The sequence below is a fragment of the Acidovorax bellezanensis genome (assembly GCF_025421555.1).
Taxonomy (GTDB): domain Bacteria; phylum Pseudomonadota; class Gammaproteobacteria; order Burkholderiales; family Burkholderiaceae_C; genus Comamonas; species Comamonas bellezanensis.
Genome location: NZ_JAODYH010000003.1, coordinates 183,766 through 210,358, shown reverse-complemented (window position 1 = coordinate 210,358; position 26,593 = coordinate 183,766). Strand labels below are relative to the sequence as shown.

Annotated in this window: 25 protein-coding genes; 10 read left to right on the top strand and 15 right to left on the bottom strand. The window is 65.9% G+C overall.

Going from position 1 to position 26,593, the window contains the following annotated elements; all coding sequences use genetic code 11:
• Positions 1-74: 74 nt before the first annotated feature.
• The 4 genes from urtB to urtE are packed head-to-tail and all read left to right on the top strand — an operon-like array spanning position 75 to position 4,408.
• Positions 75-1,673, top strand: coding sequence for an urea ABC transporter permease subunit UrtB (urtB, locus tag N0K08_RS04555; protein WP_261498864.1), 1,599 nt, complete (start codon positions 75-77; stop codon positions 1,671-1,673).
• A 1-nt stretch (position 1,674) separates the two neighbouring features.
• On the top strand, positions 1,675-2,823 hold the full coding sequence (gene urtC, locus N0K08_RS04550) for an urea ABC transporter permease subunit UrtC (protein ID WP_261498863.1): 1,149 nt from the start codon (positions 1,675-1,677) through the stop codon (positions 2,821-2,823).
• The gene (gene urtD / locus N0K08_RS04545; RefSeq protein WP_261498862.1) at positions 2,820-3,698 is read left to right on the top strand and encodes an urea ABC transporter ATP-binding protein UrtD; all 879 of its coding nucleotides are present in this window, start codon (positions 2,820-2,822) and stop codon (positions 3,696-3,698) included. The genes urtC and urtD overlap by 4 nt, the downstream gene beginning before the upstream one ends.
• 17 nt (positions 3,699-3,715) lie before the next feature.
• Complete coding sequence (gene urtE / locus N0K08_RS04540) at positions 3,716-4,408, top strand: urea ABC transporter ATP-binding subunit UrtE (RefSeq protein ID WP_261498861.1); 693 nt, start codon at positions 3,716-3,718, stop codon at positions 4,406-4,408.
• A 135-nt stretch (positions 4,409-4,543) separates the two neighbouring features.
• Here urtE and N0K08_RS04535 read toward each other — a convergent pair whose 3' ends face one another.
• The gene (locus N0K08_RS04535; protein ID WP_261498860.1) at positions 4,544-5,608 is read right to left on the bottom strand and encodes a 6-phosphofructokinase; all 1,065 of its coding nucleotides are present in this window, start codon (positions 5,606-5,608) and stop codon (positions 4,544-4,546) included.
• Positions 5,609-5,824: 216 nt separating this feature from the next.
• Here N0K08_RS04535 and N0K08_RS04530 point away from each other — a divergent pair, with 216 nt between their 5' ends.
• On the top strand, positions 5,825-6,277 hold the full coding sequence (locus N0K08_RS04530; RefSeq protein WP_261498858.1) for a type III secretion system chaperone: 453 nt from the start codon (positions 5,825-5,827) through the stop codon (positions 6,275-6,277).
• Between the two features lie 11 nt (positions 6,278-6,288).
• Positions 6,289-6,852: a hypothetical protein gene (locus tag N0K08_RS04525; RefSeq protein WP_261498857.1), complete on the top strand. Its 564-nt coding sequence runs from the start codon at positions 6,289-6,291 to the stop codon at positions 6,850-6,852.
• Positions 6,853-6,925: 73 nt separating this feature from the next.
• Here N0K08_RS04525 and N0K08_RS04520 read toward each other — a convergent pair whose 3' ends face one another.
• The 6 genes from N0K08_RS04520 to N0K08_RS04495 all read right to left on the bottom strand — a co-directional run bounded on the left by N0K08_RS04520 (position 6,926) and on the right by N0K08_RS04495 (position 12,154).
• Positions 6,926-7,756, bottom strand: a complete 831-nt coding sequence (locus N0K08_RS04520) for an urease accessory protein UreD (RefSeq protein ID WP_261498856.1) — start codon at positions 7,754-7,756, stop codon at positions 6,926-6,928.
• 71 nt (positions 7,757-7,827) lie between these two features.
• Positions 7,828-8,349, bottom strand: coding sequence for a nucleoside deaminase (locus N0K08_RS04515; protein ID WP_261498855.1), 522 nt, complete (start codon positions 8,347-8,349; stop codon positions 7,828-7,830).
• A 48-nt stretch (positions 8,350-8,397) separates the two neighbouring features.
• Positions 8,398-9,168 (bottom strand): ABC transporter permease, encoded by a 771-nt coding sequence (locus N0K08_RS04510; protein WP_261498854.1) that lies wholly within the window; start codon positions 9,166-9,168, stop codon positions 8,398-8,400.
• A gap of 22 nt (positions 9,169-9,190) precedes the next feature.
• Positions 9,191-10,021, bottom strand: coding sequence for an ABC transporter ATP-binding protein (locus tag N0K08_RS04505; protein WP_261498853.1), 831 nt, complete (start codon positions 10,019-10,021; stop codon positions 9,191-9,193).
• Positions 10,022-10,059: 38 nt separating this feature from the next.
• Positions 10,060-11,094 (bottom strand): ABC transporter substrate-binding protein, encoded by a 1,035-nt coding sequence (locus N0K08_RS04500; RefSeq protein WP_261498852.1) that lies wholly within the window; start codon positions 11,092-11,094, stop codon positions 10,060-10,062.
• Between the two features lie 34 nt (positions 11,095-11,128).
• Complete coding sequence (locus N0K08_RS04495) at positions 11,129-12,154, bottom strand: ABC transporter substrate-binding protein (RefSeq protein ID WP_261498851.1); 1,026 nt, start codon at positions 12,152-12,154, stop codon at positions 11,129-11,131.
• Between the two features lie 268 nt (positions 12,155-12,422).
• On the opposite strand from N0K08_RS04495, the gene N0K08_RS04490 reads away from it, so the two are divergent.
• Entirely contained in the window at positions 12,423-13,064 is a 642-nt protein-coding gene (locus N0K08_RS04490; RefSeq protein ID WP_261498850.1) for a flavin reductase family protein, read from the top strand.
• A gap of 69 nt (positions 13,065-13,133) precedes the next feature.
• On the opposite strand, the gene N0K08_RS04485 is transcribed toward N0K08_RS04490, so the two are convergent.
• The 6 genes from N0K08_RS04485 to N0K08_RS04460 all read right to left on the bottom strand — a co-directional run bounded on the left by N0K08_RS04485 (position 13,134) and on the right by N0K08_RS04460 (position 21,954).
• On the bottom strand, positions 13,134-15,431 hold the full coding sequence (locus N0K08_RS04485) for an NADP-dependent malic enzyme (protein WP_261498849.1): 2,298 nt from the start codon (positions 15,429-15,431) through the stop codon (positions 13,134-13,136).
• Between the two features lie 164 nt (positions 15,432-15,595).
• Positions 15,596-17,083 carry a nucleobase:cation symporter-2 family protein gene (locus N0K08_RS04480; RefSeq protein WP_261498848.1) on the bottom strand — a complete coding sequence of 496 codons (1,488 nt, stop codon included), beginning with the start codon at positions 17,081-17,083 and terminating at the stop codon, positions 15,596-15,598.
• A gap of 182 nt (positions 17,084-17,265) precedes the next feature.
• Positions 17,266-18,534, bottom strand: coding sequence for a M20 family metallopeptidase (locus N0K08_RS04475; protein WP_261498847.1), 1,269 nt, complete (start codon positions 18,532-18,534; stop codon positions 17,266-17,268).
• Positions 18,531-20,306, bottom strand: coding sequence for a 2-oxo-4-hydroxy-4-carboxy-5-ureidoimidazoline decarboxylase (uraD, locus tag N0K08_RS04470; RefSeq protein ID WP_261498846.1), 1,776 nt, complete (start codon positions 20,304-20,306; stop codon positions 18,531-18,533). The genes N0K08_RS04475 and uraD overlap by 4 nt, the downstream gene beginning before the upstream one ends.
• Positions 20,307-20,311: 5 nt before the next feature.
• Positions 20,312-21,268: an allantoinase PuuE gene (gene puuE / locus N0K08_RS04465; protein WP_261498845.1), complete on the bottom strand. Its 957-nt coding sequence runs from the start codon at positions 21,266-21,268 to the stop codon at positions 20,312-20,314.
• 8 nt (positions 21,269-21,276) lie between these two features.
• The gene (locus tag N0K08_RS04460) at positions 21,277-21,954 is read right to left on the bottom strand and encodes a GntR family transcriptional regulator (RefSeq protein ID WP_261498844.1); all 678 of its coding nucleotides are present in this window, start codon (positions 21,952-21,954) and stop codon (positions 21,277-21,279) included.
• Between the two features lie 92 nt (positions 21,955-22,046).
• Here N0K08_RS04460 and uraH point away from each other — a divergent pair, with 92 nt between their 5' ends.
• Positions 22,047-22,397, top strand: a complete 351-nt coding sequence (uraH, locus tag N0K08_RS04455; RefSeq protein WP_261498843.1) for a hydroxyisourate hydrolase — start codon at positions 22,047-22,049, stop codon at positions 22,395-22,397.
• Here the strand turns inward: uraH and N0K08_RS04450 are convergent.
• Positions 22,382-23,599 carry an acyl-CoA dehydrogenase family protein gene (locus tag N0K08_RS04450; protein ID WP_408642901.1) on the bottom strand — a complete coding sequence of 406 codons (1,218 nt, stop codon included), beginning with the start codon at positions 23,597-23,599 and terminating at the stop codon, positions 22,382-22,384. The genes uraH and N0K08_RS04450 overlap by 16 nt on opposite strands.
• A 5-nt stretch (positions 23,600-23,604) precedes the next feature.
• Positions 23,605-24,564 carry a tripartite tricarboxylate transporter substrate binding protein gene (locus N0K08_RS04445; protein WP_261498841.1) on the bottom strand — a complete coding sequence of 320 codons (960 nt, stop codon included), beginning with the start codon at positions 24,562-24,564 and terminating at the stop codon, positions 23,605-23,607.
• 208 nt (positions 24,565-24,772) lie between these two features.
• On the opposite strand from N0K08_RS04445, the gene N0K08_RS04440 reads away from it, so the two are divergent.
• Positions 24,773-25,492: an SDR family oxidoreductase gene (locus N0K08_RS04440; protein ID WP_261498840.1), complete on the top strand. Its 720-nt coding sequence runs from the start codon at positions 24,773-24,775 to the stop codon at positions 25,490-25,492.
• 48 nt (positions 25,493-25,540) lie between these two features.
• Positions 25,541-26,587: a cyclase family protein gene (locus N0K08_RS04435; RefSeq protein ID WP_261498839.1), complete on the top strand. Its 1,047-nt coding sequence runs from the start codon at positions 25,541-25,543 to the stop codon at positions 26,585-26,587.
• Positions 26,588-26,593: the final 6 nt, after the last annotated feature.

Sequence of the window (26,593 nt, the reverse complement as noted above, 5' to 3'; positions counted from 1 at the left end):
GCTGGGGCACGCCAGTTTCAAAGGCCGATGGCAGAGCAGACGCCATGGATAACTTACTTTTGAATCGGCACACCATGCTTGGATACTCAATCACCACCACGCTGCTGCGCCGCGTTGCGCTGGCCTGTGCGCTGCTGGGCGCCACGGCGGCCCAGGCGCTCACGCCCGGGCAGGCGCTGGCCATGGCGCAGGGCGACTCGGAGGCGCGCATTGCCGCCATCCAGTCGGCGCTGCAGCAACCCGACGCCACCCTGGCCCCTTACCTGCGCGCGCTCGCCGATGACGCCGTGGTCGTGGCCGACGGCCGCGCGCTGGTGGTGCGCAACGCCCAGGCCAGCGACCCGGTGACGGGCCAGCCCGCAAAGCTGCCCGAAGGCGCCGAAGAAGTCATGAACAACAACCGGCTGCGCGGCGAAATTTCCGCCGCGCTGGCCGCGCTCAATCTGTTCTCGCCCGACACCGCGGTGCGCCGCGAAGCCGCGCAGGCCATGCTCAAGCAGTCGTCGCCCGCGGCCATCCCGTTGCTCGAACGCGCGCTGGCCGACGAGAAAGACAGCGCCGTGCGCCAGTCGCTGGAACTGGCACGCGCCGCCGCGCTGCTGGGCAGCGACGATCCGGCCTTGCGCAAGAAGGCGGCCTGGTCGCTGGGCGAAAGCGGCGCGCCCCAGGCGCGGCTGCTGCTGCAGACCCAGCTGGCCGAGGAGCGTGACGAGGCGGTGCAGGTGCAGTTGCGCCGCTCGCTGGCCCAGGTCGATGATCGCCTGGCCTGGGGCGAGCGCCTGGGCGTGGTGTTCACTGGCATCAGCCTGGGCTCCATCCTGCTGCTGGTCGCTCTGGGCCTGGCGATCACCTATGGCTTGATGGGCGTGATCAACATGGCCCACGGCGAGCTGATGATGATCGGCGCCTATGCGACCTACCTGGTGCAGAACCTGTTCCAGGCCTGGTGGCCCGGGGCCTTCGACTGGTATCTGCTGGCGGCCGTGCCGCTGTCCTTTCTGGCCGCGGCCCTGGTCGGAGCGCTGGTGGAGCGCACGGTGCTGCGCTTTCTCTACGGCCGCCCGCTGGAAACACTGCTGGCCACCTGGGGCATCAGCCTGGTGCTGATGCAGCTGGTGCGCAGCATTTTTGGCGCCCAGAACGTGGGCGTGGAAAACCCGGTGTGGATGAGCGGCGGCTGGCAGCTGCTGCCCAATCTCACGCTGCCGCTGAACCGTCTGGTGATCATCGTTTTCGCCGCCGCCGTGCTGCTGGCCATGGCCTGGACCATAGGCCGCACGCGCCTGGGACTGTTCGTGCGCGGCGTGACGCAGAACCGGGCCATGGCCTCCTGCATGGGCGTGAACACGGCGCGCGTCGACACCCTGGCCTTTGCGCTGGGCTCGGGCGTGGCGGGGCTCGCGGGCTGTGCGCTGAGCCAGGTCGGCAACGTGGGCCCGGACCTGGGCCAGAGCTACATCGTCGACGCCTTCATGGTGGTGGTGCTGGGCGGCGTGGGCCAGTTGCTGGGCACGGTCTATGCGGCGCTGGGCCTGGGCATCCTGGGTAAATTTCTCGAGGGCTGGACCGGAGCGGTACTGGCCAAGATCGCGGTGCTGATCTTCATCATCGTCTTCATCCAGAAGCGCCCCCAAGGCATCTTCGCGATGAAGGGCCGCAGCGCGGAGGCATGAAATGCAGCTGAACTCTTCTTTTCCCCCTCTGGATTTGCCGGGCCGGCAGCCGCTGCTCACGCGCCGCGGCTGGGCGGTGTTCCTGGTGGCGCTGGTCACCATCTGCGCTATCGCGCCGCTGCTCAATCTCTGGGTGCCCGCGGGCAGCGCCTTGCACATGTCCGACTACGCGGTCTCGCTGGTCGGCAAGATCATGTGCTACGCCATCTGCGCGCTGGCCATGGACTTGATCTGGGGCTACACCGGCATTCTGAGCCTGGGCCACGGCCTGTTCTTCGCGCTGGGCGGCTATGTGATGGGCATGTATTTGATGCGCCAGATCGGCAGCGACGGCAACTCGGGCAGCATGCTGCCCGACTTCATGGTGTTCCTGGACTGGAAGGAGCTGCCCTGGCATTGGCAGCTCAGCGACAGCTTTGTCGCCACCATCTTCCTGGTGCTGGCCGTGCCCGGCTTGGTGGCCTTTGTGTTCGGCTACTTTGCCTTCCGTTCGCGCATCAAGGGCGTGTATTTCTCCATCATCACCCAGGCGCTGACCTATGCGGCCATGCTGCTGTTCTTCCGCAACGAGACCGGCCTGGGCGGCAACAATGGCTTCACCGATTTCAAGCGCATCCTGGGCGTGGCGATCGCGACGCCCGAAATGCGCATGTTCCTGTTCGTGCTCACGGGCTGCGTGCTGCTGGGCTGCTATCTGTTCGCGCGCTGGCTGGTGCAAAGCAAGTTCGGCCGCGTGCTGCAGGCGATTCGCGACGCCGAGACGCGGGTGATGTTCTCGGGCTATTCGCCGCTGCCCTACAAGCTCACCATCTGGTGCATCAGCGCCATGATGTGCGGCGTCGCGGGCGCGCTCTACGTGCCCCAGGTGGGCATCATCAACCCCGGTGAAATGAGCGCCGCGAACTCCATCGAGATGGCGGTCTGGGCGGCTGTCGGCGGGCGCGCCAGCCTGATAGGTCCGATCGTCGGCGCCTTCATCGTCAATGGCGCCAAGAGCTGGCTCACGGTGAGCGCGCCCGAGTTCTGGCTGTATTTTCTGGGCGCGCTGTTCATCGCCGTGACCCTGTTCCTGCCCCAGGGCGTGGTGGGCTGGGTGCGGCAGATACGCGGGAATCGACGCAGCAAGCCGGGCAAAGGAGGTGAGGAATGACCCCCGATCAAATGGACGCAGGCGCCGAGCGCCTGGAGGCCTTGGCCCAGCGCAAGGCGGCCGAGGACCACGGTGACTCGGGCGGGCGCACGGCCAGCTATGCGCGCACGGCCGTGCCCGGCGAAGTCGACGTGACCCACGGGCGCATCCTGTACCTCGAGGACGTGCATGTGAGCTTCGACGGCTTCAAGGCCATCAACGGTCTGAACCTGGACATCGCGCCGGGCGAGCTGCGCTGCATCATCGGCCCCAACGGCGCGGGCAAGACGACGATGATGGACATCATCACCGGCAAGACCCGTCCCGACCGCGGCACGGTGTTCTTCGGCTCGACCATCGATCTGCTGCGCCACAACGAGCCCGAGATCGCCCAGCTGGGCATTGGCCGCAAGTTCCAGAAACCGACGGTGTTCGAGAACCTCACGGTGTTCGAGAACCTCGAACTCGCGCTCAAGACGCACAAGGGCGTGCGCCATTCGATGTTCTTTCGCCTCGACAGCGCGCAAAAGGACAGGCTGGCCGAAGTGCTGCACACCATTCACCTCGCCGATGCAGTGCGGCGCCTGGCCGGCGTGCTGAGCCACGGTCAGAAGCAGTGGCTGGAGATCGGCATGCTGCTGATGCAGGAGCCCAAGCTGCTGCTGCTCGACGAGCCCGTCGCCGGCATGACCGACGAGGAAACCGTGCGCACCGCCGAACTGTTTTTGCGCCTCAAGGGGCAGCATTCGCTGATGGTGGTCGAGCACGACATGTCCTTCATCGCCGCCATCTCCGAGACCGTCACGGTGCTGTGCGACGGCGCGGTGCTGGCCCAGGGCCCATTGGCCCAGGTGCAGGCCGACCAGCGCGTGGTCGAGGTCTATCTGGGGCGCTGAGCCCGTCTGTACACATCATGCTCAAAGTCCAGAACCTTCACCAATACTACGGCGGCTCGCACATCCTGCGCGATGTCAGCCTGACCGCCGAGCCGGGCCAGATCACCGTGCTGCTGGGGCGCAATGGCGTGGGCAAGACCACGCTGCTCAAAAGCCTGATGGGCCTGGTGCCGATACGCAGCGGCAGCATCGAATGGCAGGGCCGGCAGATCGCGGGCCTCACGCCTTACGAGCGCGCGCGCGCCGGCATAGGCTTCGTACCCCAGGGCCGCGAGATTTTCGGGCGCCTGACGGTGCAGGACAACCTGCGCATGGGCCTGGCCTATTGCAGCGCGGCTACGCCCATCCCGCCCGATCTGTTCGAGCTGTTTCCGGTGCTGGCGCAGATGCTGCAGCGCCGTGGCGGCGATCTGTCGGGCGGCCAGCAGCAGCAGCTGGCGATTGCGCGGGCCCTGGCGCCCGGCCCGAAATTGCTGATCCTCGACGAACCCACCGAAGGCATTCAGCCGAGCATCATCAAGGACATTGGCCGCGTGATCCGCATGCTGGCCCGCGAGCGCGGCATGGCCGTGCTGCTGTGCGAGCAGTACTACGACTTCGCCGAAGAGCTGGCCGATCAGTACCTGGTGATGCAGCGCGGCGCGGTGATCGCCCAGGGTCCGGGCAGCGAAATGCAGGAAAAAGGCATACGCCAGCTGGTGGCGATCTGACGTTTCCGCTAACCATGGCCCGAGGCGCGTGAAACCTGCGTGCTCTAGCGCGGGGGCGCCGAGCAAGGGCCGCCCCGCAGCGATGGTGCCGTCCCCCTCCACCGAAGGATGAGAGGGGGAAGCGGCGTAAGCCGCTCAGGGGGGGAGCCTTTCCCCCAGCGAAATGCCGATGTCGCGCGCCATCACCAGCAGGCTGTGGTCCAGCGCAATCGTGCGCTGCACGTTCGCCACCTGGGAGATCTCCACGCTGGTGATCTCGCCGCCCTGCAGCGTGACCATGCGCCCGAACTGGCCGCGCATCACCAGTTGCGCCGCGTGGTGGCCGAAGCGCGTGGCCAGTACGCGGTCGAACGGCGTGGGGTCGCCGCCGCGCTGCACATGGCCCAGCACCGTGGTACGGACTTCGCTTTTCAGGTGCGGCTGCAGGCGCTCGCGCAGCACATGGCCCACGCCGCCCAGGCGTACCGGGTCGGGGCTGTTCTCCACCCGCTCGCGCACCGTCTGGCTGGCGCCGCTTTCCTTGGCGCCTTCGCCTATGCAGATGATGGTGTAGCGCTGGCGCTCCTCGCGTGCGCGGCAGACATCGATCACGGCCTGCAGGTCGTAGTCGATTTCGGGCAGCAGGATGATGTCGGCCGCGCCCGCGATGCCGGCTTCCAGGGCCAGCCAGCCCGCATGCCGGCCCATGGTCTCGACGATCATCACCCGGTGGTGGCTCATGGCCGTGCTCTCTATGCGTCGCAGCCCTTCGGTCACGGTGGCCACGGCGGTGTCGAAGCCGAAGCTGCGCTCGCAGTTGGCAATGTCGTTGTCTATGGTCTTGGGCACGCCCACGCATTGCAGGCCGACTTGCGCCAGTCCGTGGGCCAGGCTCATGGTGCCGTCGCCGCCGATGGCCACGACCACATCCAGGCCCAGCGCCTGGATATTCTTGCCGGTCTGTTCCAGCGTGGCCGCGTCGCGCAGCGGGTTGGCGCTGTTGCTGGTGCCCAGGATGGTGCCGCCCTGGTGCAGGATGCCCGACACCTCGTCCCAGGTCAGCGGCTTGACGCGCGGGTTCTCGCCCATCAGGCCTTCGAAGCCGTCGGCAATGCCCAGTACTTCGGCGTTGCCGTGGCGGATCAGGGATTTGGTGACGGCACGGATGACTGCATTGAGTCCGGGGCAGTCACCGCCTCCGGTAAGTATGGCTACGCGCATGGCAGTTTCTTGTTCGTTGGAGGCAGGCCGGGTTGGGGCACATGTGATCAATGCATTCTGCCCCAGACCGCGGCGGCTGGCGCCGGTGCCAAGGCTTCGCCAGTCCGCCCGGGTGCCTGCAGGCCAGGGGAATGGGCGGCGAATGGGAACTCAAAGGCGCGGGGAGTTACATACTGCCAAGGCGCTTTCTTCCACACTGATTTTTGAGGACCTACCATGCACGATGGCATCAACCGCTTGTTGACTGATTTCGGCAATGCCCTGGGCCTGGACGGGCTGTCACTGGATGACAGCGGCTACTGCTGCCTGAGTTTTGACGATGTACTGGTGAACATAGAGTCCGTGGGCGACAGCTCGCAGGTGCTGCTCTACAGCAGCCTGGGCGCTTTGCCCGAGGATGCGGGGCCTGCAGTCTGCCGGCAACTGCTCGAAGCCAACTATTTCTTCCTGGGTACGGCGGGCGCCACGATAGGCCTGGACGGCACCACAGGCGCCGTGGCCATCACCCGGGTGGTGGATGTCGCGGGCATGGAAGTACTGGATTGGGAGGCGGTGATCAAGGCCTTTGTCGATGCGGCCGAAAGCTGCTCAGAGTTGTTCGATGCCGCTCCCGCCGCGGATGCACCCGTGGCGCCGCCTTCCAGGTTTGAACAGTTCATCCGCGGATAAAGGAGACTGCCATGTCCAGCATTCAATCTCCCGGGTTGAGCCTCGGCAGCTTTCAGGCGCTGGCGAAAACCGGCGAAGCGGTCGCATTGAAAGGTGGCGCGCTGCAGTCCACCGCCTCCGCCAAACAGGGATTCTTTACCCGCGTGATGAATTGGTTGCGCGGGGAGTCCTCGTCCAAGATCAACAGCGCAACCAAAAATGCATTCACGGCGGCCATTGGCCAAGGCCTGACCCAGCAAGGCCTTGACACCGTTCTACGGCGGGGCGGTTTTGACGCCGGCAGCCGCAAGCCGTTGTCGAGCCGCGAAATCAACCATGTGGCGAGTGCGAAGAATCAGCTGATGGGTGAAACCAAACAGCTCAACAAGCTGCTTGCAGAATTGACAGGGGTCCAAGCCGACATCAAGGCGAAGAAAGCGGTGTTCGAGGAAAAATCCAGAGCGACCCAGCAGTCGCCGTCCGAGCATACCTATAGAGCCTCGAAAGCTGCGGGGGAGGAGTTGCGGGCTGCCCGCACGCAGGGGCTGGCGCTGGCGGACAAAATCCAGGCGCAGGTAAAGCTGATGAACGCGTGATGGGATCCGCCGGGCTGCAAGACCGCATGAACCGGCGGGCCTGACGCACGGGCACAGGGACGCGGCACTGCGCCTACATGGCCCAGATCCGCGGCGCCACGCCGGGCAGGTCCCAGAAATGCCCGCGCCACAGCTGCCAGACCTGCCGCCACAGCTGCATCACCGGCTCGACCATGGGGGCCAGGGCGCGCAGAACTATGACCCGGTCATGCGGGCTGGTGACGCCGCAGCGTGCGGCCAGCGCGTGGCCTTCGATCAGCGTGCGCGTCAAGTCCAGCGCGGCGTCGCGGCGCTCGCGGGCCAGCGGGCTGCCGGTGACGAAGAACAGCGAAGCCAGGCAGCGCTGGCCGGCCAGGCCCAGCGGGCCGTCCATCAGCAGCGCATCGTCGGCGGCCAGCGTGCCGTGCTCCAGCCACTGGCCGGGCAGCTCCAGGTGCTGGGTGTAGCGCCCGGCGACAAACGGCGCCTGGGCATGGGGCAGGCCCAGCGCGGTGACGTCCCAGCCGATCAGCTCGGCGCCGGGGGCCAGTTCCAGCTGCAGCCGATTCAGCGCATCGCAGCCGCTGTAGGCAATGGTTTCCAGCGGCAGCCATTCCATGCGGGCACCGGCTGCCAGCGTCAGGTGAGTGTCCTGCAGCGCGGGCGCGCCGTTGCTGCGGTAAAAGCGCGTCGCCCCGGGCGTGGTGACCAGCGCATGGGCGCCGGCCTGCACGCGGGCGCGGATGTCCAGCGTGTCGCCGCCGACCAGGCCGCCGGGCGGATGCACCAGCACGTTGTGGCAGATGGCGTCGCCTTCGGGGTAGAGGCTGCGCAGCACGCGCAGCGGCCCCTGGTGGCGGTGGTGCACCACGCTGCGGCCGTGCGAGACGGCATAGTCGAGTTCAAGTTGCGCAAGCCAGGGCATGGGGAAATCCAAACAGGTCCAGATGATGCCCGATGACAAGCAAGAAGCGCGCCCTGCGCACTGTTGTGGTGCTAGTTGCCCCAGTAGCCCATGTGGGGTTCCAGTGCCTCTTCGGTCAGCATGGGCCCTATGCAGGCGATGGGCTGGGGCGCGAGCGCGAGCAGCTCGGCCGCGGCCATGCTGCTGCGAAAGCTGTCGATGCGCTGGCCGCAGAGCTGGCGCAGATGGTCGTTGGCCAGGCCAAAGACCACGCGGCGAATGCCGCTGCACAGAATCGCACCCGCGCACATCATGCAGGGTTCGGCCGATGCGTAGAGCGTGGCCTGGGCCAGGCTTTCGAGCTGGGCCGGCGTGCGCAGCTGGCGCAGCGCATTGATTTCGGCGTGGCCCGTACAGTCGCCGCTTTCGCTGATGTTGCAGAAGGCCTCGGCCAGCAGCTGTCCGTCAGCCGCGACGATGACCGCCCCGAAAGGCCGGTTGCCGCGTGCGCGTGCCGTCGCCGCCCATTGCAAAGCCAGCCGCAGCGATGCATGGTCCCGGTCCTGCTGCGCCGACAGCGAAAGTTGCGGCGGGTGGGGGGCAGGCAGGGTCAAGGCATGTCTCCGGTGGGGGCGGCATGGAGTGGCGACGGTTTGCCGGGCTCAGTGGTTGTTCGAGCCGCGGTGGGCCCAGGCGGTGGTGCGCTTTTCGACCCAACTGAACAGCTCGTACATCACCATGGCCATGGCGCCGACGACCAGCAGGCCCGCAAAAGCCAGGCCCATCTGCATCGAGGAGCCGGCCGAAATCAGCAGATAGCCAATGCCTTCGTTGGCAGCCGTCATTTCCGACACCGTGGTGCCGACAAAGGCCAGGGTGATGGCCACTTTGAGCGAGCCGTAGAAGTAGGGCAGCGAGCGCGGCAGGCCGACCTTGGTCAGCACGTCCCAGCGCTTGGCGCCGAGCACGCGCAGCACGTCCTCGAGTTCGGGCTCCAGCGTGGCCAGGCCGGTGGCGATATTGACCATGATGGGAAAGAAGCTGATCAGGAACGCGGTCAGGATGGCCGGGCCCGCGCCAATGCCGAACCAGACCACGAGAATCGGCACGAACGCCGCCTTGGGCAGGGCGTTGAACGCCGTCATCAGCGGGTACAGCGCGGCATAGGCCAGGCGCGAGCTGCCGATCAGAAAGCCCAGCAGCACGCCGACGACGATGGCCAGGCCGAAGCCGGCCATGGTCACCCAGTAGGTGCGCCAGGCATGCATGGCGATCACGCCGCTGAATTCGACGAACTGCGTGAGGATCAGCCAGGGGCTGGGGAAAATGAATTCGGACACCTGGAAGCCCGAGCAGATGACCTGCCACAGGATGACGATGGCCAGCATCAGCAGCCAAGGGGACCAGCGTTCGACGCGGGGGGAGATTTTCATGGTGTGACTTTCTTGCGGCGTCTCAAACGCTGGCAGCGGTGCTGGGGGCTGCGTGGCGCATGGCCCCGATGTGACCGCGCAGCTCGTGCACGATGTCGCTGAATTCCTTGGTGTAGGTCAGCTCGAGGTCGCGCGGGCGCGGCAGCTCGATTTCGCGCTTGACGACGAAACGCCCCGGGCTCTTGCTCATCACATAGACCGTGTCGGCGAGGAACACCGATTCGCGCAGGTCGTGGGTCACCAGGATCACGTTGAATTTCTGTTCGGTCCAGAGATCGCGCAGGATGCACCACAGCTCCTCGCGCGTGAACGCGTCGAGCGCGCCGAACGGCTCGTCGAGCAACAGCAGCTTGGGTTCATGGATCAGCGCGCGGCAGATGCTGGCGCGCTGCTGCATGCCGCCCGACAACTGCCAGGGGAACTTGTCCTCGTAGCCGGCCAGACCCACTTTCTGCAGCAGGCGGCGCGCGCGCTCTTCGTACTCGGCGCGGCGCGCTTTGAACTGGCTGCGGTGGGGCTCGACGATTTCCAGCGGCAGCAGCACGTTCTCGACCGTGGTGCGCCAGGGCAGCAGCGAGGGCGCCTGAAAGGCCATGCCCGAGATCTTCAGCGGCCCGGTCACGGGCTGGCCGTCGATCAGGATGCGGCCTATCGAGGGCATGCGCAGGCCCGTGGCAAGCTTCATGAAGGTGGACTTGCCGCAGCCCGAAGGCCCGACGATGGCAATGAATTCGCCTTGCTGCAGTTGCAGGTCGATGGCTTCGACGGCGAAGTGGTTCTGCGCGCGCAGTTCTTCGTTGTAGGCGAGCCAGACATTGCGGAAGTCGACAAAAGGAGGTGCGGAGTCCGTCATGCGGTTCTTTTCTTTGGTGGGATGTCAGCCCGCGGGCATCATTTCTTCGGCAGCACGTCGAGCGCGGCCGCCGTGGGCAGGAAGCTGCGGTTCCAGACCGCATTGGCCGGCACCGGGTTCTTGGTGCCGTAGGCCTTGGCGACCTGTTCGGCCATCAGTTGCAGTCGCGGCAGGCGCAGCTGGCCGAAGCCTTCCTCGCGCGCGCCGGGGCCGTCAATGGCGGTGTCTATGGTCAGCTGCAGGCGCTTGATCTCGACGTCGGTGTTGACCAGGCCGTCCTTGGCCTTGAGCGAGGCGATCGCGGCCGCGGGCTGGGCGATCACTTCCTTGGCGCCCTTGGCAAACGCCGCCAGGAAGGCCTTGAGCGCTTCGGGCTTCTCGGCGATCAGCTTGGGGCTGGCGATGATCACGTTGCCGTAGAGCTTCACGCCGTGGCTGGCATAGGGCAGCACGACGATGTCCTCGCGCTTGACGCCGCGCGCCTCGAGGTTGAGCAGGCTGGTGAAGGTGTAGCCCGTGACCGCATCGACGTCGCCGCGCACCAGCATGGTTTCGCGCAGCGGCGGATCCATGGTGGTCCACTGCACTTCGCCGACATGGTTGGCCTGGGCGAACAGCGGGAAAGTGCGCCGGCCGGCGTCGAAGATGGGCGCGCCCAGCTTCTTGCCGCTTAGATCGGCGGCCGTCTTGATGCCGCTTTTCTTCAGCGCCATCACCGAGGCCGGGGTGGTGTTGTAGATCACCATCACGGCCACGGGCTTGATTGGCGCATCGGGGTTGTTGGCGTGGAATTCCATCAGCGCCGACAGGTCGGCAAAGCCCAGGTCATGCGTGCCCGAGGCCACGCGCTGGATCGCGCCCGCGCCGCTGGCCGCTTCCACCGTCACGTCCAGGCCGCTGTCCTTGTAGTAGCCCTTGGCGCCGGGGTGCACGAAGAACGCCGCCGGACCTTCGAAGCGCCAGTCGAGCTGGAACTTGAGGGGCGTGAGCGCGGGCGCGGCGGCGATGCTCCAGGCGGAGGCGGTCAAGGTGGCCACGGCCACGGCGGTTTGGAGAAAAGTGCGTTTGTTCACGGGCAGTCCTAGAGAGAGTGTGAGGAGGTGGGCCTTACTTGCGCGGCAGGATGTCGAGGGCGGCGGCCGTGGGCAGGAAGCTGCCGTTCCAGACCGTGGTCGTGGGCACTCGCTGCTTGGTCGCGTAGACGTCGGAGACCTGCGAGGCCATCAGCGCCATGCGCGCGGCATTGATCTGGCCGAAGCCTTCGGCGCGCGCGTCGGGGCTGTTGACGACGGTGTCTATGGCCAGTTGCAGGCGGCGCGTTTCCAGCGGCACGTTGACGATGCCGTCGCGCGCCTTGACGGCGGCGATCGCCTCGGCGGGCTTGGCCATGACTTCCTTCGCGCCCTGGGTGAAGCCGCGCAGGAACTTGCGCACCGCTTCGGGGTTCTCCTGGATCAGCTTGCTGCTGGCGATGATCACGTTGCCGTACATCTTCACGCCGTGGTCGGCGTACTGCATGACGACCACGTCCTGGGCCTTGACGCCGCGCGCTTCGAGGTTGAGCAGCGAAGTGAAGGTAAAGCCGGCGATGGCGTCGATGTCACCGCGCACCAGCATGGTTTCGCGCAGCGGTGGGTCCATCGTCGTCCAGGCCACGTTGCCGACCTTGTTGGCGGCGGCAAAGAGGGGGAAGGCCTTGCGCCCGGCATCGAACACGGGCGCGCCCAGCTTCTTGCCCGAGAGGTCGGCGGCCGTCTTGATGCCGCTTTTCTTCAGCGCCATGATGGACGAAGGCGTGTTGTTGTAGACCACCATCACGGCCACGGGCTTGTTGGCGGCATCGGGGTTGTTGGCATGGAATTCCATCACCGCGGCCAGGTCGGCAAAGCCCATGTCATAGGTGCCCGAAGCCACGCGCTGTACCGCTCCGCCCGAACCGCTGCCCGCATCGACCTGCACGTCCAGGCCTTGGGCCTTGAAGTAGCCCTTGGCCACCGGCTGCAGGAAGAACGCGGCCGGGCCTTCAAAGCGCCAGTCGAGCTGGAACTTGATGGGCGTATCGGCCGCATGGGCAGCGGCGCAGGACAGTGCCAGGGCGGCCGCGCTGGCCTTGAGGAAGAAACGCTTGTGCATGGGAGTCCTTGATGAGGTGAAACCAGGAAGTACCCATGACTGCGCAAAAACAATGCCAGCTTGCAGAGCGCTGTTGCGACCATCGCGGCGCGCGCGCTGCACCGATGGGGTGCCGGGCGGTCCTGCGCCCGGCCGCCGTGGTCCGAAATGGTGCGCCCGGGTGCCGTGGCGTGCGGCAAGATGCGGCATGCTTATTGCGAAAAACAGGCATGCCGCCCCGCTGGGGTGCTTCCGACCTGTTGATCCCCTGTATCCCGAGACCTGTGCCATGACCGAAATCGACTTCACCCAGATAGACAGCTACGCCCGCTACAAGCTGATGGCTAGCCTGATCGTGCCCCGCCCGATTGCGCTGATCACCACGCTGGCCGAGGACGGCACGGTCAACGCCGCGCCGTTCAGCATGTTCAACATGGTGGGCGAGGACCCGCCCATCGTGATGGTGAGCATCAACAAGCTCAGCGACGGCCACCTCAAGGACACGGCGGCCCATATCCTGCGCACGGGCGAGTTCGTGGTGCATATCGCCGACGAGGCGATTGCCCGGGCCATGCACCGCTGCGGCGACCGTCTGCCGGTGACGCACAGCGAGCTCGAGCATGTGGGCCTGGACGCCGTGCCTTCGCACAGCGTCAAGCCGCCGCGCATCGCCCAGGCGCCCGTGGCGTTCGAGTGCCGACTGCACGAAGTGATGGAAACCGACAGCCGCTATGTCTTCATCGGCCGCGTGGTCTGGCTGGCGGTGCGCGACGGCCTGGTGGACACCGAGAAGTGGCGCGTGTCGCTGCAGGACTATTTCCCCGTGGGGCGCTTTGGCGCGAGCTTCTACGTCACCTGCCGCGACCGTTTTGCGATCACCGAGGACGCGGATCAGCAGGCGCAGGCCAGCACGGCGATCGACGAGATATAGAGAGGCAAAAAAAAGCACGCCCTAAGGCGTGCTTTTCATCGCGTGCAGTGACCAGGCACTGCGGGGCTATCAGGCCTTGCGGGCCTGGGCCTGGGCGGCGGCCAGGGCGGTCATGTTGACCACGCGGCGCACCGTGCTCGAAGGCGTCAGCACGTGGGCCGAAGCGGCGCTGCCCAGCAGGATGGGGCCGATGGTCGTGCCGTGGGCTGCCGTGGTCTTGAGCACGTTGAACAGGATGTTCGCGGCGTCGAGGTTGGGGCAGATCAGCACATTGGCTTCGCCGTGCAGCGAGCTGTCGAGCAGCGCGCGGTTGCGCACTTCGGGCGACAGGGCAGCATCGCCGTGCATTTCGCCATCGCACTCGATGTGCGGCGCGTTCTTGGCGAACAGATCGCGGGCTTCGCGCATCTTCAGCGCCGACACGCGGCTGGACGAGCCGTAGTTGGAGTGCGACAGGAAAGCCACCTTGGGCGGCAGACCGAAACGCTGGACTTCTTCGGCAGCCATTTGCGCGATGCTGGCGAGCAGCGTGGCGTCAGGGCTGTCGTTGATGTAGGTGTCGGCGATGAACAGCGTGCGGCCTTCGAGCATCAAGGCGTTGACGGTGGCAAAGCCGGGCGCGCCGTCCTTGAGGCCGAGCACGTTCTCGATGTGTTCCAGGTGGCTGTCGAAACGGCCGACCAGACCGCTGAGCATGGCGTCGGCATCACCCAGGTGCACCATCAGCGCGGCGATCAAGGTGTTGGAGCGGCGCACGGCAGCCTTGGCGTTCTCCGGCGTCACGCCGTGGCGGCCCATCAGCTTGTGGTAGGTCTCCCAGTACTGGCGGAAACGCGGGTCGTCTTCGGGGTTGCAGACTTCCACGTCCTTGCCGGGCTGGATGCGCAGGCCGGCCTTGGCGATGCGCGCCTCGATCACGGCCGGACGGCCGATCAGGATGGGCTTGGCCAGGCCGTCGTCCACGGCCACTTGCACGGCACGCAGAACGCGATCGTCTTCGCCTTCGGCATAGGCCACGCGCTGCAGGTTCTGCTTGGCGGCGGCAAACACCGGACGCATGAACATGCTGGTCTGGTAAACGAAGCGCGTGAGGCTTTCGCGGTAGGCGTCGTAGTCGGCGATGGGGCGCGTGGCGACACCGGACTCTTCGGCGGCACGGGCCACGGCGGGGGCGATGCGCAGGATCAAGCGCACGTCAAACGGCGTGGGGATCAGGTAGTCGGGGCCGAAGGACAGTTCCTGGCCCTGGTAGGCGGCAGCCACTTCGTCGCTCATCTCGGCCTTGGCCAGGTTGGCGATTTCGCGCACGCAGGCCAGCTTCATGGCTTCGGTGATCTTGGTGGCGCCGCAATCGAGGGCGCCACGGAAGATGTAGGGGAAGCACAGCACGTTGTTCACCTGGTTCGGGTAGTCCGAACGGCCGGTGGCAATGATGCAGTCGGGGCGAACGGCCTTGGCCAGTTCGGGGCGGATTTCCGGCTCGGGGTTGGCTAGGGCCAGGATGATGGGCTGGCGGGCCATGGTCTTGACCATCTCCACCGTCAGCACGCCAGGTGCCGAGCAGCCGAGGAACACGTCGGCGCCGTTGACCGCGTCGGCCAGCGTGCGTTCGTCGGTCTTCTGGGCGTACTGGGCCTTGGACTCGTCGTAACCGCCGGGGCGGCCTTCATAGATCAGGCCCTTGGAGTCGCACATGAAGATGTTTTCACGCTTCACGCCCAGTCCGACCATCACGCCCACGCAGGCGATGGCGGCAGCGCCGGCACCCGAGACGGCGATCTTGACCTTGTCGATGTCCTTGCCGACCAGTTCCAGGCCGTTGAGCAGGGCGGCGCTGGAGATGATGGCCGTGCCGTGCTGGTCGTCATGGAACACCGGAATGTTCATGCGCTTGGACAGCTCGCGCTCGATGTAGAAGCACTCGGGGGCCTTGATGTCTTCCAGGTTGATGCCGCCCAGCGTGGGCTCGAGCGCGGCAATGATGTCGATCAGCTTGTCCGGATCGCGCTCGGCGAGTTCGATGTCGAACACGTCAACGCCGGCGAACTTCTTGAAAAGGCAGCCCTTGCCTTCCATCACCGGCTTGCTGGCCAGCGGTCCGATGTCGCCCAGGCCCAGCACGGCCGTGCCGTTGGTGACCACGCCGACCAGGTTGCCGCGGGCGGTGTACTCGAAAGCCAGCGAAGGATCGGCTTCGATGTCCAGGCAGGGATAAGCCACGCCAGGCGAGTAGGCCAGCGACAGATCGCGCTGGTTGGACAGCGGCTTGGTCGGGGTGACGGAAATCTTGCCCTTGTTGGGGCTGCGGTGGTATTCGCGCGCAGCATCGCGCAGGGCTTGCTCGGCGTTTGACAGGTTCTGGGTCATACGAAAATTCTCGACAAATGGCTCGGTGTGAGCTTACCTGATGGCGGTGCGGAACACGGCCTGGAGTGCCATGTCCCACTGGCTGGGAAAACAAATCCCCCGAGCCTTGCGGCAGGGGGGAGGGGCCGGCGGTAGCCGGGGGGAGCTGCGGGCCTGCGCGGCGCTCAGTGGGCGTCGGCTTGGCGGGCAGCTCGCACAACGTCGGCAGTGTCGCCGCGCGTTCCGTTAAAGAAAATATTCAATGCCACAGCGGCAAGTGAGGCCAGGAGGATACCGGATTCAATAAGGGGATGGATGGCATGCGGCATCCATTGGCGAAAATTCGGGGCCACCAGAGGCACCATGCCTACGCCGATGGACACGGCCACAATCATGGCATTGTTGCGGTTTTTCTGGAAATCCACATTGCTCAGAATGCGAATGCCGGTGGCGGCGACCATGCCGAACATCACCAGGCCCGCGCCGCCCAGCACCACCGTGGGCAGGGATTCGATCAGCGCCGCCATCTTGGGCAGCAGGCCTAGCACCACCAGAATCACGCCGCCGGCGACGCAGACCCAGCGGCTCTTGACACCGGTGACGGCCACCAGGCCGACGTTCTGCGAGAAGCTGGTGTAGGGGAAAGTGTTGAAAATGCCGCCGATCACGGTGCCCAGGCCGTCGGTGCGCAGGCCGCGGGTCAGGTCGTCCTGGCTGATCTTGCGCCCGGTCATCTCGCCCAGGGCCAGGAACATGCCCGTGGACTCGATCATCACCACGATCATCACCAGGGACATGGTCAGGATCAGCATGGGGTCGAACAGGGGCGTGGCGATCTCGAACGGCAGCACGAGGTTGAACCACTGGGCTTCGGTCACCTTGTGGAAGTCCATTAAGCCCATGGAGGCCGTGGCGATGCCGCCGATCACAATGCCCAGCAGCACCGAGATATTGGCGATGAAGCCTTTGCCAAAGCGCGAGATCAGCAGAATAGACAGCAGCACCAGGGCGGAAATACCGACGCCGGTCAGGTCGCCATAGCGCGGATTGGGCAGGGTGGGAACGACGGAGAAGCCCTTGGGCACGGGCTGCAGGCCGCTGCCCGGCGCGCCGGCGGCGGCCTGGGCATCGGCCAGCCATTTGATGTGTTCGGGATTAGGCACGCTGGGCGCGGTCGGACCCACGGGGTTGCCGAAAATCCAGTTGATGCCCACGCGCATCAGACTGATGCCGATGACCAGAATGATGGTGCCGGTCACCACCGGCGGGAAAAAGCGCAGCATGCGGCTGATGGCCGGGGCCAGCAGCAGGGACACCACGCCCGCGCCTATCACCGAGCCGAAGATCAGCCCGGCCCCGGCCGGCCCCGACGTGCTCTGGGCCATGGAGACCATGGGGGCGACGCTGGCGAACGTCACGCCCATCATTACCGGCAGCTTGATGCCGAACCACTGCGTGGCGCCCATGGCCTGGATCAGCGTGATCAGGCCGCAGCAGAACAGGTCGGCCGAAATCAGCATCGCCACCTGTTCGGCCGGCAGGTTCAGGGCGCGGCCGACGATCAGCGGCACGGCCACGGCGCCGGCATACATCACCAGCACATGCTGCAGACCTAGGGCCGTGAGGCGTCCCATGGGCAGCTTTTCATCAACGGGGTGGATCGCAGTTTCCATGGGGTTCCTTTGCGCGGCCAGCGGTGGAGGCTGTCCGTACGGTTCGATTTCCATACAAAATTTGTATACACATTGAAGCGCAAGACCCCGGGAATTTGCAGGGCGATTACCCTAACTGGCGCAAGTCCGGCACAAAAAAGGCCCTGTTAAAACAGGGCCTGGGAAGGGGAGCGCAGGGCGGATCAGGTCAGAAGGTCGTGCAGGCTGCGCGCAATGACTTTGGTGGCGCGGCGCAGGTCTTCGAGCTCCAGGCGCTCGTCGGCGCGCTTGGCATGGGATTCGAGCACCGAGCGCGGACCCGCGCCGTAGATCACGCCGGGGATGCCTTGCTCCGCATACAGGCGCACATCGGTGTACAGCGGCGTGCCCACGGCCGGCGGCTTCTCGCCGAACACGGCTTCGCCGTGCTGCTGGATGGCATCGACCAGGGGCTGGTTGCCGGCCAGCGGCGTCATCGCCCGGGCCAGCAGGATGCGCTTGATGTCCATGCGCACCGCATCCTCGCCTTCAAGGCCGTGCAACTGGTTGAAGTCGGCCGCGGACTGGGCGATGACGGCGCGGATGCTGGCTTCGACGGCCACCGGGTTTTCCTCGGGAATCATGCGCCGGTCGAGCTTGAGCAGCACCTTGCCGGGGACGACATTGGTGTTGGTGCCGCCTTCGATGCGACCGATGTTGAGGTAAGGGTGGCTGATGCCCGGCACGGCGGAAGTGATCTGCTTGTACTTGGCGTTCTCGGCGTACAAGGCATTCATCAGCGCCACGGTGGCCTGTAGCGCGTCGACGCCGGTGTGCGGCACGGCCGCGTGGGCCATCTTGCCGTGCACGGTGATTTCCATCTGCAGGCAGCCGTTGTGGGCCGTGACCACTTCGTAGCTGAAGCCCGCGGCAATCATCAGGTCGGGTTTGGTCAGCTGCTTCTTGAGCAGCCAGCCCGGGCCGAGTTCGCCGCCGAATTCCTCATCGTAGGTGAAGTGCAGCTCGACAGCCCCCTTGGACGGGCGGGCCACGGCTTCCAGCGCGCGCACGGCGTAGGTGAAGCTGGCGAAATCGCTTTTGCTCACCGCCGAGGCCCGGCCGTAGAGCCTGCCTTCCTCAATCTCGGCGCCGTAGGGGTCGCGGCTCCACCCTTCGCCCGGCGGCACCACGTCGCCATGGGCGTTGAGCGCAATCGTGCGCCCCGAGCCCGCGGGGCCGTAGGGGCGGCGCACGATCAGGTTGGTAATGGACTGCATGCCGTAGGCCTGCACCTCCTCGGTGGGCACGGCGTGCTTTTCGGCCTGCATGCCGAATTCCTGCAGCAGCGCGGCCGTGCGCTCGGCGTGGGGCGCGTTGTTGCCCGGTGGCGTGTCGGTAGGCACTTGCACCAGGGCCTGCAGGAAGCGCACTTCCTCATCGAAATGCTGGTCTACCCAGGCGTCCAGTGCCGCGTAGGGGGTGGTTTGGCTCATGGGGTTTCCTGGCTCAGTTGGTTCAGAACATGGGAGAAGGCGTCGACGGCAAGCTGCATGTCGTCGGCGGTGGTGCTTTCCAGCGGGTTGTGGCTGATTCCGCCATTGAGGCCGCGCACGAACAGCATGGCCTGGGGCATGACTTCGTGCAGCTTCATGGCGTCGTGGCCCGCGCCGCTGGGCAGGCGGTAAATCGGCACGCCCAGCGCGGCTACCGCTGTTTCCCAGCGCTGCTGCAAGCGCGGATCGCTGGGCGCGGCGGCCACGGTCATCGCCAGATCGGTCTGGTAACGCAGGCCCCGGCGCTCGGCGATGGCGGCAAGTTCGGCCAGGATGTCGGCCACCAGGGCGTCGCGCTGGGCATCGGTGGGCGCGCGCATGTCCAGGCTGAACAGACAGCGCCCGGGCACGACGTTGATCGAGCCATTGGGCACCTGCCACTGGCCTATGGTGGCCACCGAGTCGCCGTCGCGCACGGCGCGTTGCTCGACGAACAGCGCCAGTTCGGCCACGGCCACGGCCGCGTCGCGCCGGCGGTCCATGGGCGTGGTGCCCGCATGGCTGGCCATGCCTGTCATCTCGCACAGGTAGCGCACGCCGCCGTTGATCGACGTGACGATGCCCAGCGGAATGTCCAGCTCATTGAGCATGGGGCCTTGTTCGATGTGGACTTCGACAAAGCCCAGGTAGTGGCGTGGATCGCGGCGCAGCTTGGGAATGTCGTCCAGGCACAGGCCGGCGTGCGCCATGGCCTGGCGCATGCTGATGCCGTCGGCGTCGACCTGATCCAGCCATTCGGGCCGGAAGTCGCCGATCAGCGCGCCCGAGCCCAGGAAGGTGGCCTTGTAGCGCTGGCCTTCTTCTTCGGCAAAGGCCACGACTTCCAGGCCCAGGGGCAGGCGTTTGCCCTGGCGGTGCAGTTCGCGCACGGCGGCCATGGGCACGAAGATGCCCAGGCGGCCGTCGTACTTGCCGCCGTTGCGCACGGTGTCGTAGTGGCTGCCGGTCAGCAGATAGCGGCCGCCGGCCTGGGCCGGATGGTAGCGGCCCACGACGTTGCCCACGGCGTCGATCTCGACTTCGTCAAAACCGCAGTCGCGCATCCAGTGGCTGATGCGCTGGGCGCAGGCGCGGTGGGCATCGGTGAGGTAGGTGACGGTGAGTTGGCCGAGCTCGGCAAAGCCCGGGTCGGAATGCTGGGCCAGTTTTTCCTGCCAGTCCCAGACATCGTTGCCCAGCAGGGGCTGGTAGCCGAACTTGTCGTTGAGGCGGATCTCGGCAATGCGGTGGATGTTGCGCAGGGCTTCGGCGCGTTCGAAATCGGGGTGGTGCTGCAGGCGCCGCGCGAAGGTGGCGATGATTTCCTGCTTGGGCAGGCCCAGGCCGCGCGGGCCGCGCACGGCCAGGATGAAGGGGAAGCCAAAGCGCGCGTTGTAGTCGGCGTTGAGCTGCTGGATGCGCGCGAATTCCTCGGGCGTGCAGGCAGTGAGCCCGGCCGTGTTTTGCTCGTTGGTCGATTCGGCCGTGAGGCTGCGCGCGACCATGGCCTTGCCCGCGAGTTCGGGGTGGGCGCGGATCAGGTCCAGCTGGGCCTGCTGCGGTGCGGCGGCCAGCACCTGGACCATGGCGTGCTTGAGGTGGGCGAGCGAGCGAAACGGCCGCTGCGCGAGCGCGGCTTCGGCGATCCAGGGCGAATGCTCGTACAGGCCGTCGAGCAGGGCCAGGGCTTGGGCGGCGTCCGCGGCGTTGAGTTGTTCCAGCGTCATGGGCATGGTGGTCAATCCTGGCAAGGGTGGGTCAGCGCCCAATGGCGCGCGATGTCGATGCGTCGGCACACCCAGACGGCTTCGTGCTGCTGGATGTGGTCGAGAAAGCGTTGCAGGGCGGTGATGCGGCCGGGCTTGCCCAGCAGCCGGCAGTGCATGCCTATGCTCATCATCTTGGGCGCGTTGTCGCCCGCGGGGTCGCCTTCGGCATAGAGCACGTCGAAGGTGTCCTTCAGATACTGGAAGAAGGGATCGGCGTGCGAGAAGCCCTGGGGCAGGGCAAAGCGCATGTCGTTGCAGTCCAGCGTATAGGGCACGATCAGCTGGCGCGCATGGCTGCCGTCGCTTTTCGCGACTTTCATCCAGAACGGCAGATCGTCGCCGTAGTAATCGCTGTCGTAGGCGAAGCCGCCGAAATCGGCGACCAGGCGGTGGGTGTGGGGGCTGTCGCGCCCGGTGTACCAGCCCAGGCCGTGCTCCTTGCGGTCACCGAACAGTTGCTGGAAGATGTCCATGGCCTGCTGCATGTGGGCGCGCTCGACTTCCTCGGCCACGCCCTGGTAGCTGATCCACTTGAGGCCGTGGCAGGCGATTTCATGGCCCAGCTCGACGAATGCCTGGGTCACGTCGGGGTGGCGCTGCAGCGCCGTCGCCACGCCGAACACCGTCAGCGGCAGGTCGCGCTTCTCGAACTCGCGCAGCAGGCGCCAGACGCCGGCGCGCGAGCCGTATTCGTAAATGCCTTCCATGCTCATGTGGCGCTCGGGATAGGCCGCGGGGTTGAACATTTCGGACAGGAATTGTTCGCTGGCCGGGTCGCCGTGCAGCACGGCGTTTTCGCCGCCTTCCTCGTAGTTGAGCACGAACTGCACGGCAATCCGGGCCTGGCCCGGCCATTGGGCGTGGGGTGGCTTGCGGCCGTAGCCGACCAGGTCACGGGGGTAGGGGGCGGTGGCGTCGTACAGCATGCTTGGGCTCACAAGGAGAGGGAGGAAAGGGCGGCGGACAGGTCGTCGCCGGGCAGTTCGCGCTCGAAGCTCAGTGCTTCCTCGACATGCTGCAGATGCTCCTGCATCAGGCGCACGGCCAGGTCGGCGTCCTTGGCGGCCAGGGCGTCGACGATGCGCGCATGCTCTTCGTGCGAGTGCTCGGCGGCCATGGCCGACTGGTACATCAGCATGATCAGCGAGCAGCGCGATATCAGGTCGCCCAGCAGCTGGGCCAGGACCTCGTTGCCCATCAGCTCGGCCATGCGCACGTGGAAGTCGCCCAGCAGCTCGGTGCGCTGGCCCGCGTCGGCGCGGACCATGGCGGCCTTTTCCGCGGCCACGTGGGTGCGCAAGGCCTTGATCTTGGCCGGGGTGACGCCGGCGACAAAAGCCCGCGTCATTTCGGTTTCCAGCATGCGGCGCACGGCGAACACCTGGCGCGCCTCCTGCACCGAAGGCGTGGAGACAAAGGCGCCGCGTGCGGGCTCCAGCGTGACAAGGCGGTTCTGCGTGAGCTGGAACAGCGCCTGGCGCACCAGCGTGCGGGACACCCCGAAGTGGTCGGCGAGCTTTTGCTCGGCCAGCTTGGTGCCAGGCCGCAGTTTGTGTTCGACGATGGCGCGGGTCAGCGCATCGGCAATGGTTCGTGTGGCTGAGGATTCCATGCGACGATAATAGCGGACATAGACAAAAAGTGTATACACTTTTGGTCTACAGGCCGCCATCCGGAACGGCTGTTGCACACAGGAGATTCCCTATGGGCCTGAGCACCCACGTTCTCGACACCATGCACGGCTGCCCGGCGGCCGGCATGCAGGTGGCTTTCTATCGCACCGAAGGCGATCAGGCCACGTTGCTGGCGCAACTGGTGCTCAACGCCGACGGCCGCACCGATGCGCCGCTGTTCGACCACGCCAGCCTGCGCACCGGCACCTACCGCCTGACGTTTGATGTGGCCGCGTACTTCAAGGCCCGCGGCGTGCAACTGCCCGAGCCGAATTTCCTGAACCGCGTGAGCCTGGACTTCGGCGTGGCCCACGCCGACCAGCATTACCACGTGCCGCTGCTGGTCAGCCCCTGGAGCTATTCGACCTATAGGGGCTCGTAAGCCTGGGCTAGGTCCTTTGACATCAGCTGCCGGCTGATGATGAGTTTCTGCACTTCGGTGGCGCCTTCGTAGATGCGCAGCGAACGGATATCCCGGTATAGGCGTTCCAGGATATGCCCGTGCACCACGCCCTTGCCGCCGAACATCTGCAGTGCGCGGTCTATCACCTGCTGCGCCGATTCGGTGGCCGCCATCTTGGCCATGGCCGTCTCGCCGGTGGAGGGCCGCTTTTGCACGTCGCGCACCCATGCCGCGCGGTAGGTGAGCAAGGCACTCTGGTCGATGGCCGTGGCCATGTCGCCAAACGCTGCTTGCGTGAGCTGGAAGTCGGCCAGCGTCTGGCCGAACATCTTGCGCTGCCGGGCGTGCACCAGCCCTTCCTGCATGGCGCGGCGCGCAAAGCCTATGGAGGCGGCCGCCACGGAACAGCGGAAGATGTCCAGCGTGCGCATCGCCAGCTTGAAGCCCTGGTTGAGCTCCCCCAGCATCTGGCTCTTGTGGATGCGGCAGTTGTCGAATCGCAGCGAGGCCAGGGGGTGCGGCGACATCACATCGATCACTTCGTCGATGACCAGGCCGGGCGTTTGTGCGTCCACGATGAAGGCGGTAATGCCGCGCGATCCCGCGTCGGCCTGCGTGCGCGCAAAGACGCAGTAGAAGTCGGCCAAGCCTCCATTGGAAATCCAGGTCTTGACGCCGTTGAGTGCGTAGGTCTCTCCGTCGGCCAGCAACTGGGCCGAGCAACTCAGCGCCCCCACGTCAGAGCCCGCTTCCGGCTCCGACAGTGCGAAAGCCGCGATCTTGCGGCCCTCGGCCACGGCCGGCAGATAGGCGGCTTTTTGCGCGTCGCTTCCGGCCAGGGAAATGGCGCCGCTGCCCAGGCCCTGCATGGCAAACACGAAGTCGGCCAGCGCGCCATGGCGGGCCAGCGTCTCGCGGATGATGCACAGGCTGCGCGAGTCCAGTTCGGGGTGCTGTCCGCCAAACTCGGCCTGCTCCCCGGATGTGACGCAGTAGCGGAGCCAGCCGCCCTGGCCCAGGCGCGCCACCAGTTCGCGGCAGGCGGCGTAGAGGTCTTTTTCCTGCAGGTCATGCAGATGGCGCTGGCACCACGCGTCCAGCTCCAGCGCCAGCCGGCGGTGGGCGTCATTCAGGAAAGGCCACTCCAGCCAGGTGAAGTCGGTTGCGGTATGGCTTGCCATCGTGCTCATTCCTTGTTGGCGAACTGTTTGAGAAGCGGCGTCCATTGGCTCAACGTGTCTTTCACGTAAGCGCCAAAGGTGGCTGAATCCTTGAAATCGGACTTCAGGCCGAACTGGTTGGCGCAGTTGTCGAACTCCGCGGTCTTGCTGGCTTTCAGAAAGACGTCCTGCAGCTTTTTGACGATGTCGGGATGCATCCTGGCCGGTCCGACGATGCCCAGAATGCTGGGCGCGACCAGGTCATAGCCCAGCTCCTTGAGCGTGGGCGCGTCAAAGCCTTTCATGCGCTCCTCGGTATAGACCGACAGCAGGCGCAGGCGCCCGTCACGCACGTACGGCGCCCACTCCGCGGTCTGCGCCATGAAGTCCACGTCTCCACGCAGCAAGGCGGTGATGGCCTCGGGGCCGCTCTTGTAGGGCGCGTGTACCCATTCCACGGCCACTTCCTTGGCCAGGCGCTCGGAAGTCAGATGCTGTGGCGTGCCGATGCCGGCCGTGCTGTACGACAGCGGCCGTTTTGCGCTCTTGGAGGCGGCCAGCAGATCCGCCATGGTCTTGAACTTGGAGTCGGCCTTGACCAGTACGCCGGCCTGGTACTGGGCCACCATGGCGATGGGGGTCAGGTCCTTGTTGACGTCGTAGGTGACGCTGGGCGACAGCACCTGGTTGAGTACGCTGCCGGTCGACAGCGAGGCAATGGTGTAGCCGTCAGGGCGCTGGCGCGTGGTGTAGCTCACTGACAGCGAAGACCCCGCGCCGGGTTTGTTGTCCACGATCATGGTCTGGCCGAGCTGCTTGCTCGCGCTCAAGGCCAGCACGCGATTGCAGACGTCGGTGCCGCCGCCCGCGCCATAACCGACCACCAGCGTCACCGGGCTGTGCGGATAGTCCGCCGCCAGTACCGGCCAGGCCAGCGTGGGCGCCAGGGACAGAAAAATCAATGACTTGCGCAAGTGGGTGTTCATGGCGATTTGTCTCCAGTAGGTGGGTCACGGTGCGGACCCTTGTGGTTGGAGCGTTGATTTTGCATATCCAAAAGTCTAGATGTATGAACGTTTGTACTAATGGATTAAAAAAACCGCCTGCCTATGATTTGAAGCCATGAGACAGGGGCCGGACCGCGTGCAATGGGCGCGGTCCGGCCCGCAAACCACCACTACACAGGGGCAAGGCATGAGAGCAAAGCGAGTACTGGTCACAGGCGCCAGCAAGGGAATCGGCAAGGCCATCTGCGAACGACTGCAGGCCGACGGCTACCAGGTGATCGGTGTGGCGCGCACCCGGCCGGAGCAACTGCCGCCCGGGGCCGAATTCCATGCGCTGGACCTGACGGACAACGCGGCCATCAGCGCCTTTCTGGCCGGCCCGGTCATGGCCCAGCCGTTCTACGGCCTGGTCAACAACGTGGGCATGGTGCCCAGCGGGGACTTGCAGCAGGTGCAGCACGACGAGATCTACCGGGCGGTGCAACTGAACATCGAAGTGGCCATCCGCTTCACGCAGGCCCTGGCGCCCGGCATGGCGGCGGCGGGCACGGGCCGGGTGCTGAACATTGCCTCACGCGCCGCGCTGGGCAAGCAGTCGCGCACCGTCTACAGCATGACCAAGGCCGGAATGATTGGCATGACGCGCACCTGGGCCCTGGAGCTCGCCGCCCAGGGCGTGACCGTCAACGCGATTGCCCCGGGCCCGATCGCCACCGATTTCTTTGCCAGCGTGAACGATGCCAATGACACGCGCACGCAATCCCTGCTGGCCGGCATTCCCCTGGGCCGCGCGGGCCGCCCCGAAGAAGTGGCCCATGCCGCCGCCTACTTCATGGATGAGCGCTGCGGCTTCGTCACCGGGCAGACGCACTACGTGTGCGGCGGCCTCACCATCGGCGCCGCGTAGGCGCTGGCCAGACATTCAGCCACCGACAACATTGCACAGGAGAAACACATGAAACGCTGGGAAAAAAGGCCGGAAGGCTCGAACTGGGGTGATTTTGGCGCAGACGACCAGTTGGGCCGCGTCAACCTGCTGACGCGGGAGCAGGTGCTCAAGGGCGTGCGCGAAGTACAGCTGGGCCAGACCTTTTGCCTGTCGCTGCCCTTGGACCTGCCGGGCGGCATGGCCTTGAATCCGCGCCGCAAGCCACCGCAGCTCAGCGGCACGCAGCGCGATGGCGTCAGCTACATGAATTTCCCCATGGAGAATCTCGACCCCAGCTCCATCGACGTGCTGAGCGACGACCAGGTCCTGATGTCGCTGCAGTACTCCACGCAGTGGGATGCGCTGGCCCATGTGGGCGCCTATTTCGACGTGGACGGCAGCGGCACGGCGCAAAAGGTCTACTACAACGGTTACGCCGCCGGCCGGGATATCCTGGGTCCCGACAACATCCCTGATCACGATGACGGCTGCTGCGGCAGCGGCGGCCATGCCATGGGCGCGCTCAAGCTGGGCGTGGAGAATTTTGCCGTCAAGGGCATGCAGGGGCGCGGCGTTCTCGTCGACTTCACGCGCCACTTCGGGCGCAGCCGCCAATTGGTGGGCTACCAGGAACTGGCGGCGGTGCTGGAAAAGGACAAGGTCCAGGTGGAGGCCGGAGACATGCTGGTGCTGCGCACCGGTTTTGCCGAGGTGGTGACGGAAATGGCCGGCCAGCCCGATGCGCAGGAGTTGCACCGCGTCTGCAGCGTGCTCGATGGTGCCGATGAGCAACTGCTCAACTGGATCACCGACAGCGGGATCGCGACGATCTGCGCCGACAACTACGCCGTCGAAGCCTACCCGGCACGCGAGCGCGAGGGCCGCAAATCGCTGCTGCCGCTGCACCACCATTGCCTGTTCAAGCTCGGGCTGCCGCTGGCCGAGCTGTGGTACCTCAAGGACCTGGCCGAAGCCCTGCATGCGCAGGGGCGCAACCGCTTCCTGCTGACGGCACCACCCTTGCGCCTGCCAGGCGCCGTGGGCTCGCCCGTCACTCCCATCGCCACCATCTGAACGCAC

Bases quoted from the DNA above. Each gene is read 5' to 3' on its own strand.
- urtB (WP_261498864.1), top strand. From the start codon at position 75: ATGCTTGGATACTCAATCACCACCACGCTGCTGCGCCGCGTTGCGCTG.
- urtC (WP_261498863.1), top strand. From the start codon at position 1,675: ATGCAGCTGAACTCTTCTTTTCCCCCTCTGGATTTGCCGGGCCGGCAG.
- urtD (WP_261498862.1), top strand. From the start codon at position 2,820: ATGACCCCCGATCAAATGGACGCAGGCGCCGAGCGCCTGGAGGCCTTG.
- urtE (WP_261498861.1), top strand. From the start codon at position 3,716: ATGCTCAAAGTCCAGAACCTTCACCAATACTACGGCGGCTCGCACATC.
- N0K08_RS04535 (WP_261498860.1), bottom strand. From the start codon at position 5,608: ATGCGCGTAGCCATACTTACCGGAGGCGGTGACTGCCCCGGACTCAAT.
- N0K08_RS04530 (WP_261498858.1), top strand. From the start codon at position 5,825: ATGCACGATGGCATCAACCGCTTGTTGACTGATTTCGGCAATGCCCTG.
- N0K08_RS04525 (WP_261498857.1), top strand. From the start codon at position 6,289: ATGTCCAGCATTCAATCTCCCGGGTTGAGCCTCGGCAGCTTTCAGGCG.
- N0K08_RS04520 (WP_261498856.1), bottom strand. From the start codon at position 7,756: ATGCCCTGGCTTGCGCAACTTGAACTCGACTATGCCGTCTCGCACGGC.
- N0K08_RS04510 (WP_261498854.1), bottom strand. From the start codon at position 9,168: ATGAAAATCTCCCCCCGCGTCGAACGCTGGTCCCCTTGGCTGCTGATG.
- N0K08_RS04505 (WP_261498853.1), bottom strand. From the start codon at position 10,021: ATGACGGACTCCGCACCTCCTTTTGTCGACTTCCGCAATGTCTGGCTC.
- N0K08_RS04495 (WP_261498851.1), bottom strand. From the start codon at position 12,154: ATGCACAAGCGTTTCTTCCTCAAGGCCAGCGCGGCCGCCCTGGCACTG.
- N0K08_RS04490 (WP_261498850.1), top strand. From the start codon at position 12,423: ATGACCGAAATCGACTTCACCCAGATAGACAGCTACGCCCGCTACAAG.
- N0K08_RS04485 (WP_261498849.1), bottom strand. From the start codon at position 15,431: ATGACCCAGAACCTGTCAAACGCCGAGCAAGCCCTGCGCGATGCTGCG.
- N0K08_RS04480 (WP_261498848.1), bottom strand. From the start codon at position 17,083: ATGGAAACTGCGATCCACCCCGTTGATGAAAAGCTGCCCATGGGACGC.
- N0K08_RS04475 (WP_261498847.1), bottom strand. From the start codon at position 18,534: ATGAGCCAAACCACCCCCTACGCGGCACTGGACGCCTGGGTAGACCAG.
- uraD (WP_261498846.1), bottom strand. From the start codon at position 20,306: ATGCCCATGACGCTGGAACAACTCAACGCCGCGGACGCCGCCCAAGCC.
- puuE (WP_261498845.1), bottom strand. From the start codon at position 21,268: ATGCTGTACGACGCCACCGCCCCCTACCCCCGTGACCTGGTCGGCTAC.
- N0K08_RS04460 (WP_261498844.1), bottom strand. From the start codon at position 21,954: ATGGAATCCTCAGCCACACGAACCATTGCCGATGCGCTGACCCGCGCC.
- uraH (WP_261498843.1), top strand. From the start codon at position 22,047: ATGGGCCTGAGCACCCACGTTCTCGACACCATGCACGGCTGCCCGGCG.
- N0K08_RS04450 (WP_408642901.1), bottom strand. From the start codon at position 23,599: ATGGCAAGCCATACCGCAACCGACTTCACCTGGCTGGAGTGGCCTTTC.
- N0K08_RS04445 (WP_261498841.1), bottom strand. From the start codon at position 24,564: ATGAACACCCACTTGCGCAAGTCATTGATTTTTCTGTCCCTGGCGCCC.
- N0K08_RS04440 (WP_261498840.1), top strand. From the start codon at position 24,773: ATGAGAGCAAAGCGAGTACTGGTCACAGGCGCCAGCAAGGGAATCGGC.
- N0K08_RS04435 (WP_261498839.1), top strand. From the start codon at position 25,541: ATGAAACGCTGGGAAAAAAGGCCGGAAGGCTCGAACTGGGGTGATTTT.